At 63.3% G+C, this 7,148-nt stretch carries 5 protein-coding genes; 2 read left to right on the forward strand and 3 right to left on the reverse strand.

Annotated features, from left to right (window positions below; genetic code table 11):
* Positions 1–337: 337 nt before the first annotated feature.
* Positions 338–2,239, reverse strand: a complete 1,902-nt coding sequence (locus ACILRA_RS17240; RefSeq protein WP_395663301.1) for a propionyl-CoA synthetase — start codon at positions 2,237–2,239, stop codon at positions 338–340.
* A 198-nt stretch (positions 2,240–2,437) separates the two neighbouring features.
* Between ACILRA_RS17240 and ACILRA_RS17245 the strand changes: the two genes are divergently transcribed.
* Together ACILRA_RS17245 and ACILRA_RS17250 are read left to right on the forward strand one after the other, a co-directional pair.
* Complete coding sequence (locus ACILRA_RS17245) at positions 2,438–3,571, forward strand: phosphatase PAP2 family protein (protein ID WP_395663302.1); 1,134 nt, start codon at positions 2,438–2,440, stop codon at positions 3,569–3,571.
* Between the two features lie 208 nt (positions 3,572–3,779).
* The gene (locus tag ACILRA_RS17250; protein ID WP_395663303.1) at positions 3,780–5,405 is read left to right on the forward strand and encodes an acyl-CoA synthetase; all 1,626 of its coding nucleotides are present in this window, start codon (positions 3,780–3,782) and stop codon (positions 5,403–5,405) included.
* Between the two features lie 402 nt (positions 5,406–5,807).
* Here the strand turns inward: ACILRA_RS17250 and ACILRA_RS17255 are convergent, their stop codons facing one another.
* The gene (locus ACILRA_RS17255; RefSeq protein WP_395663304.1) at positions 5,808–6,710 is read right to left on the reverse strand and encodes a tetratricopeptide repeat protein; all 903 of its coding nucleotides are present in this window, start codon (positions 6,708–6,710) and stop codon (positions 5,808–5,810) included.
* On the reverse strand, positions 6,707–7,148 hold a 442-nt coding region (locus ACILRA_RS17260; protein ID WP_395663305.1), incomplete at its 5' end, for a thiamine phosphate synthase. The genes ACILRA_RS17255 and ACILRA_RS17260, both read right to left, overlap by 4 nt.

Consider the following 7,148-nt stretch of genomic DNA (forward strand, 5'->3'; position numbering starts at 1 on the left):
CGCGACGGGAGAAGGGGATGAACATCTCACAGCTTTCCCTTCTCCCGTCCGAAGGATGGGAGAAGGTGGCCGAAGGCCGGATGAGGGCCTGCTTCAACATCGGGACTCGTGGAGAGAGGCCTTCATCCGCCCTGCCGGGCACCTTCTCCCATCGCGTCGCGACGGGAGAAGGGGATAAGCATCTCCCAGTTTTCCCTTCTCCCGTCCGCAGGATGGGAGAAGGTGGCCGAAGGCCGGATGAGGGCCTGCTTCAACATCGGGACTCGCGGAGAGAGGCCCTCATCCGCCCTGCCGGGCACCTTCTCCCATCGCGTTGCGACGGGAGAAGGGACGCTTGTCAGATGCCGATGCCCTTTGCCGCCAGCGCGCTGCGGATCTCGTCCAGGATGACCGGATCGTCGATCGTCGCGGGGGTCTTGAATTCCTCCCTGTCGGCGATCTTGCGCATGGTGGCGCGCAGGATCTTGCCGGAGCGCGTCTTCGGCAGGCGCGGCACGACGACGACCGTCCTGAGGGCTGCGACGGCGCCGATCTCATCGCGCACCTTGCCCACGCATTCCTTCTCGATCTCCGCGGCAGGCCGGCTGACCCCCGACTTCAGCACCACGAAGCCCACCGGCACCTGGCCCTTCAACTGGTCTGCGATGCCGATCACCGCTGTCTCCGCCACGTTGGGGTGGCCGGCGAGAACTTCCTCCATTCCCCCGGTCGATAGGCGGTGTCCCGCGACGTTGATGATGTCGTCGGTGCGGGCCATGATGTAGAGGTAGCCGTCCTCGTCCATGAAGCCCGCATCCGCGGTCTCGTAGTAGCCGGGGAAATGCGAGAGATAGCTCTTGGCGAAGCGCTCGTCGTTGTTCCACAGCGTGGGCAGGCAGGAGGGCGGCAGCGGCAGCTTCACGCAGATGGCGCCCAGCTTGCCGCGCGGCACTTCGTGGCCGCCTTCATCGAGCACCCGGACATCATAGCCCGGCATAGCCACGGTGGGCGAGCCATGCTTCACCGGCAGCATGCCGAGACCTACCGGGTTCGCCGCGATGGACCATCCCGTCTCGGTCTGCCACCAATGGTCGACGACGGGCACCTTCAAATGGTCCTCCGCCCATTTCACCGTATCGGGATCCGCGCGCTCACCTGCAAGGAACAGTGTTCTGAGGGACTTCAGGTCATGCTTGCGGATGTAGTTGCCGTCCGGGTCTTCCTTCTTGATGGCGCGGAAGGCCGTGGGGGCGGTGAACAGGGCGGAGACGCCATATTCCGCGACAATGCGCCAGAAGGTGCCGGGGTCCGGGGTGCCGACGGGCTTTCCCTCGAAGAGGATGGTCGTGGCGCCCTGCAGCAGCGGCGCATAGACGATGTAGGAGTGCCCCACGACCCAGCCCACATCCGAGGCCGCCCAATACACTTCGCCGGGCTTGATGTCGTAGATGTTCTCCATCGACCACCTGAGCGCCACCATATGCCCGCCATTGTCGCGCACCACGCCCTTGGGCTGCCCTGTGGTGCCGGACGTATAGAGGATATAGAGCGGGTCAGTGGCCTTCACCGCTACGCAATCGGCCTTGCGGCCGAGGCCCTTGGCCACGCGGCAGATGTCTTCCCAGTCATGATCGCGCCCGGCGGCGAGTTCCGCCGTCACCTGCTCGCGCTGGAACACCACGCAAGATTCCACCTTGTGCGCCGCGATCTCGAGCGCCTGGTCAAGCAGCGGCTTGTAGGCGATGACCCGTCCCGGCTCGATGCCGCATGAGGCGGTAAGAATGGCCTTGGGCTTGGCGTCATTGATGCGGGTGGCAAGTTCGGGCGGCGCGAAGCCGCCGAACACCACCGAATGGATGGCGCCAAGCCTCGCGCAGGCCAGCATGGCGAACAGCGCCTGGGGTATCATTGGCATATAGAGGATGACCCTGTCACCCTTGCGGATGCCGAGATCTTCGAGTGCTGCGGCAAGGGTGGCGACTTCATCGAGCAGATCGTTGTAGGTGAACTTCGCCTTCCTACCGGTGATCGGACTGTCATAGATCACCGCCAGGCGCTCGCCATGGCCCGCCTTCACATGGCGGTCGACGGTGTTCCAGCACGTGTTGCAGTCCGCCCCCACGAACCAGCGGTCAAGCCCGTCCACCCGGGCATAGACATCGGTCCACGGCGAGAACCAGTCGATGTCTTTCGCGGCCTCCGCCCAGAAGGCGGCCGGGTCGTCTTTCCAGCGGGCATAGGTGTCGTGGTAGCGGCTCATGGGCAGGACTCCCGAAGCGTTCATCAGGCCTTATCGGCACATGGGCCGCGCTCTGGCAAGTGCAACGCCATTAGCTTTTGGTATGGCGTCACAGGGATGCCAGAAAAGTCATTCATTTACAATCGTTTGCATAATTTCTCAGTCTGGCGCCGAAGCTGCGCTTCGCTTACACGGTGGCGACGGCAAGGACGAATCTCCATGCTTCGTGACGCACATGGTCCTGACGCGACGGTCTACGCCGCCCCTGCGCCGGCGGGTTTTCTACCGCTCCTGCGGTTGAGCTTCGCTGCCCATGGCATATTCCTTGCCATCGCCGGAGGCTTCTTCCTGTTGCTTCATAGCCTTCTTTTCCTGGTGCCCGGGATGTCGTCGCGGTCCGCCTCTGATGTCCTGCTGGCCATCGTGATCTCCGCGCTCCCGATGCACCTCATTGCGCTCGTCACTTACCAGTTCATCGAGATGGTGGTGTATGAGCGGCCGAAGAGCCCCACACTGCGGCTGTTCAGCAAGGTGTTTTCCGTGTTGTTCGACAGGAAGTCCCTTGCCAAGGGCCTGCCGATGTATGTGAGCCTGTTCTGCTTCATCTATGTCTTCGGCCTGATGAAGGCGAACATCACCGTCTTTCAGCCCTTCCGATGGGACGAGACGTTCGACCGCTGGGACGTCGTCATCCATTTTGGCCGGAGGCCCTGGGAGTGGCTGCAGCCGCTTCTCGGTCATCCCCACATCACCTTTCTTGTGAACCTCAACTACAATCTCTGGTTCTTCGTGATGATGGGGTTCTGGGTCCACTATGCATTCGTCGCGCGGCCCGGAGTTGAGCGCACCCGTTACTATATGTCCTTCATGCTGATTTGGATGATCGGCGGCACCTTCTTTGCCATCCTCTTTTCCTCGGCGGGTCCGTGCTTCTACGGCGAGGGCCGGCTGGGTCTTTCACCGGATCCCTATGCGGATCTCATGGCCTACCTCCGGTCCGCGGCCGAGGTGGTTCCGGTATGGGCGCTCACCACGCAGGACATATTGTGGAGCCATCGGGAGCAAGCCTCAGCCTTCGGCGGCGTATCGGCCATGCCCAGCATGCACAACGCCACGGTGTTGCTGTTCCTGCTGACGAGCCGCGGTTGGGCGCGCTGGGTGCGGTTGGTGCTGCTTGCGCATTTCGTGCTCGTCTTCCTCGGCTCCGTGCATCTCGCCTGGCACTATGCCGTCGATGCCTATCTTGCCTGGGCTATCGTGCTCGCCGTTTGGTGGGCCACGGGCCCCCTGGCGCGGTGGTGGGAGAGCAGGCCCGCGACCCTCGCGTTCCGGCGGGCCATCGAGGCGCCATGACGGCGCGTCATCCTAACGCCCAATGTCCGGCTTCGCTTTGACGGCGCAAAGGAGTGAGATAGAAGTCTGAAGCATGATCCGCAAAAGTGGAGACCACTTTTGCGGCAAGATCATGCTCAAGCTATTGATCTTGCGCGCGTTCTGTTCGACCAGATGATTTCACCTGGTCGGAATGCGCGCCAGCGCTGAAAGCCGAAGGGTGCTCCGGATGTCCGTCTACGATATCGACCTCGACAAGAATTCCGCCAACTACCAGCCCCTCACGCCATTGTCGTTCCTGGCGCGCTCGGCTGCCGTCTATCCGGAGCAGACTGCCATCATCCATGGCCGGCAGCGCACCAGCTATGCGCAGTTCTATGCGCGGTGCCGCCAGCTGGCGTCTTCCCTCGCAAGGGCCGGCCTGAAGAAGGGCGATACCGTCTCCGTATTGCTCGCCAACACCCCCGCCATGCTGGAATGCCACTACGGCGTGCCGATGACGGGAGCGGTGCTGAACACGCTGAACACCCGGCTCGATGCCGCCACCATCGCCTTCTCGCTGCAGCATGCGGAGACGAGGATCCTGATCGTCGACAGGGAATTCTCGAAGCTCGCGTTGGATGCGCTGGCGCTGGTTGACGGGCCGCGCCCGGTCGTCATCGACTATGCCGACCCTGAGTTTGCCGTCGAGGGCGAACCGGTAGGCTCGCTCGACTACGAGCAGTTCCTTGGCAGCGGGGATGCCGGCTTCGACTGGCTGTGGCCCGCTGACGAGTGGGATGCGATTTCGCTCAACTACACCTCCGGCACCACGGGCAATCCCAAGGGTGTCGTCTATCACCATCGCGGCGCCTATCTCCTCGCGCAGGGCAATGTGCTCACCGCCTCCATGCCCAAGCACCCGGTCTATCTCTGGACGCTGCCGATGTTCCACTGCAACGGCTGGTGCTTTCCGTGGTCGCTGTCGGTGGTCGGCGGCACGCATGTGACATTGCGCTGGGTCCGCTCGAAGCTGATCTGGGAGGCGCTGGCAGAGCATGGTGTCACCCATCTCTGCGGTGCGCCCATCGTGATGTCCACGATCCTCAATGCGCCGGCTGACGAAAAGCGTGAACTCACCCAGAAGGTGGAGTTCTTCACAGCCGCCGCCCCGCCGCCTGAAGCGGTGCTCGCCGCCATGGCGGAGGCTGGCTTCAATGTCACGCATCTCTATGGCCTCACCGAAACCTACGGGCCTGCCGTCGTCAACGACTGGAAGCGGGACTGGGATCTGCTCGACGCCTCCGCACGGGCGGCGAAGAAGGCCCGACAGGGCGTGCGCTACCACGCGCTGGAAGACCTCACCGTGATGGACCCGGAGACGATGCAGCGCGTTCCCGCCGATGGCGAGACCATGGGCGAGGTGATGTTCCGCGGCAACATCGTGATGAAGGGCTATCTCAAGAACCTCAAGGCCTCGGCTGAGGCCTTCCGCGGCGGCTGGTTCCATTCGGGCGACCTTGGCGTCCTGCATCCTGACGGCTATATCCAACTCAAGGACCGGTCCAAGGACATCATCATTTCAGGCGGCGAGAACATCTCCTCGATCGAGGTGGAGGACGTGCTCTACAAGCACCCGGCGGTACAGGCGGCGGCCGTGGTGGCGAAACCCGACGACAGGTGGGGTGAGACGCCGTGCGCCTTCGTCGAACTGAAGCCCGGCAGGACCGCGACCTCCGAGGAGATCATCACCTGGTGCCGGCAAGGCATGGCCCATTTCAAGGCGCCGAAGCATGTCGTGTTCACCGAACTGCCGAAGACCAGCACCGGCAAGATCCAGAAGTTCAAGCTGCGGGACCTGGCCAAGGGTGTTTAGTTCGGCGGGCGTTTAGTTGGGATCACTGGAAGATGTGCGCTCCAACCATGCTCTCACCTCAGCGAATGCCGGGGTCCCGCTTTTTGTCAGCATGTGCTGCACCAAAAGCGGGATGCCAGCTTTCGCTGGCATGACGGTGAGAAATGGGTGTTGATCTCATCTGACCGCCCGCCACTCCAGACCTCTCATCATCACTTCCGTCACCCCAGCGAAAGCTGGGGTCCCGCTTTCTTTCCGCATGTGCTGCACCAAAAGCGGGATGCCAGCTTTCGCTGGCATGACGGTGAGAATTGGGTGTTGGCCATAACTGACCGCCTACGCTCTGAAACATGATCCGCAAGAGTGGAAACCACTGTCACGGCAAGATCATGCGCAAGCGATTGATCGTGGGCGCCCCGGCGCTCACTTCACTTTCGTTTCGACCGGCTTGAATGCATCCGCCTGTTTCTCCGCCTTGGCCTTTTCGGCTGCTGACAGGGAGGACAGCATTGTATCAAGCTCCGGGTCGCCCCGGCCGCCGCGGGTGGCCAGGATGTTCCACTTCATCGCCTCGATGGCATTGGCCTCTACCCCCTTGCCGAAGGCAAAGAGCCGCGCCACGCGGTTCTGCGCGATGACGTTGCCGCGCTTGGCGGACAGCAGAAGCCATTGCGCACCGATCTTCTCGCTCTGCTGCACGCCCTCGCCGCGGAACACCAGCACGCCATAATCCAGCATCGCGTCGGGATTGCCCTTTGCGGCGGCTGCGCCAAGGAGCTTGGCGGCTGCGACCGCGTTTTTCTCGACGCCCTGTCCCTCAAGATGCAGCACACCAAGGTTATACATCGCGCCCGCGTGGTCCTGGGCTGCGGCCTTGGCGAACCATTCCGCCGCGAGCGTGAATTCCGGAGGGTTGCCGAAGGCGCCGGCCCTGAGCAGGCCCATGTTGAACTGCGCATCTGCGAGACCCGCCTCCGCCGCGCGGCGCAGGAGGCTCTCGCCCTCGTCATAGTCGAAGCGGCCGGCCGTCTCGTCGAGGTAGATCATGCCGAGCGCCAGTTGGGCCTCCGCGTCGTTCTTCTCCGCTGACCGGCGCAGCCAGAACATGGCCTCATCGGTGTCGGTGTCGATCCCGTCTCCCCACCGGTACATGAGCCCGAGAAGCGTCATCGCCTTGATGTCGCCGGCCTCGGCCAGCGGCCTTGCGTCCTGGAAGGCTACGGCGAAATCGCCAGCTTCATAGGCCTTGCGGACGTCCTCGATGGTTGCTGCCCCTGCGGGCGCTGCGAGAATGAGGAGTGCAAGAACGGCGGCGATGTGTTTCATCGAGGTCCAAGGCGTTGCGTCAGGGCTGACACGATGCGGCGTGCCTCATCGGGGCCCTGCCACATCGCGTCGGATGGGCGGATGAAGTCTGGTTTCTGCGGCAGCAATATGTCGAGGTCTTCCACGTCCACCGGCGTGAAGGCCACGCAGGGGATCTCCATCATGTCCGCCCACCAGTGGATGATGGGCTCGCCTCCCAGCGACGGACCCTTCTGGTCGAATGCGATGTAGTCGGCGCCTGCTTCCGCTGCCTCCATGGCAGCATGGCGCGAGGCGCCCGCATAGGCACCGACGAACCCGTCCTTGCCGATGGACTGGCGTGCGGCGGCGACATCCTCAGAGGCGGCATCGACCTGCACGCCCTCAGCACCGCTTCGCGCCGCGTCGCGCGGTTCGCCGGCGACCATCACGGCAACGCCCAGCGCCTGCGCCGGGGAC

It is taken from the genome of Aestuariivirga sp., assembly GCF_044239095.1.
Lineage (GTDB): Bacteria > Pseudomonadota > Alphaproteobacteria > Rhizobiales > Aestuariivirgaceae > Aestuariivirga.

Bases quoted from the DNA above. Each gene is read 5' to 3' on its own strand.
- ACILRA_RS17250 (WP_395663303.1), top strand. From the start codon at position 3,780: ATGTCCGTCTACGATATCGACCTCGACAAGAATTCCGCCAACTACCAG.
- ACILRA_RS17255 (WP_395663304.1), bottom strand. From the start codon at position 6,710: ATGAAACACATCGCCGCCGTTCTTGCACTCCTCATTCTCGCAGCGCCC.
- ACILRA_RS17245 (WP_395663302.1), top strand. From the start codon at position 2,438: ATGCTTCGTGACGCACATGGTCCTGACGCGACGGTCTACGCCGCCCCT.
- ACILRA_RS17240 (WP_395663301.1), bottom strand. From the start codon at position 2,239: ATGAGCCGCTACCACGACACCTATGCCCGCTGGAAAGACGACCCGGCC.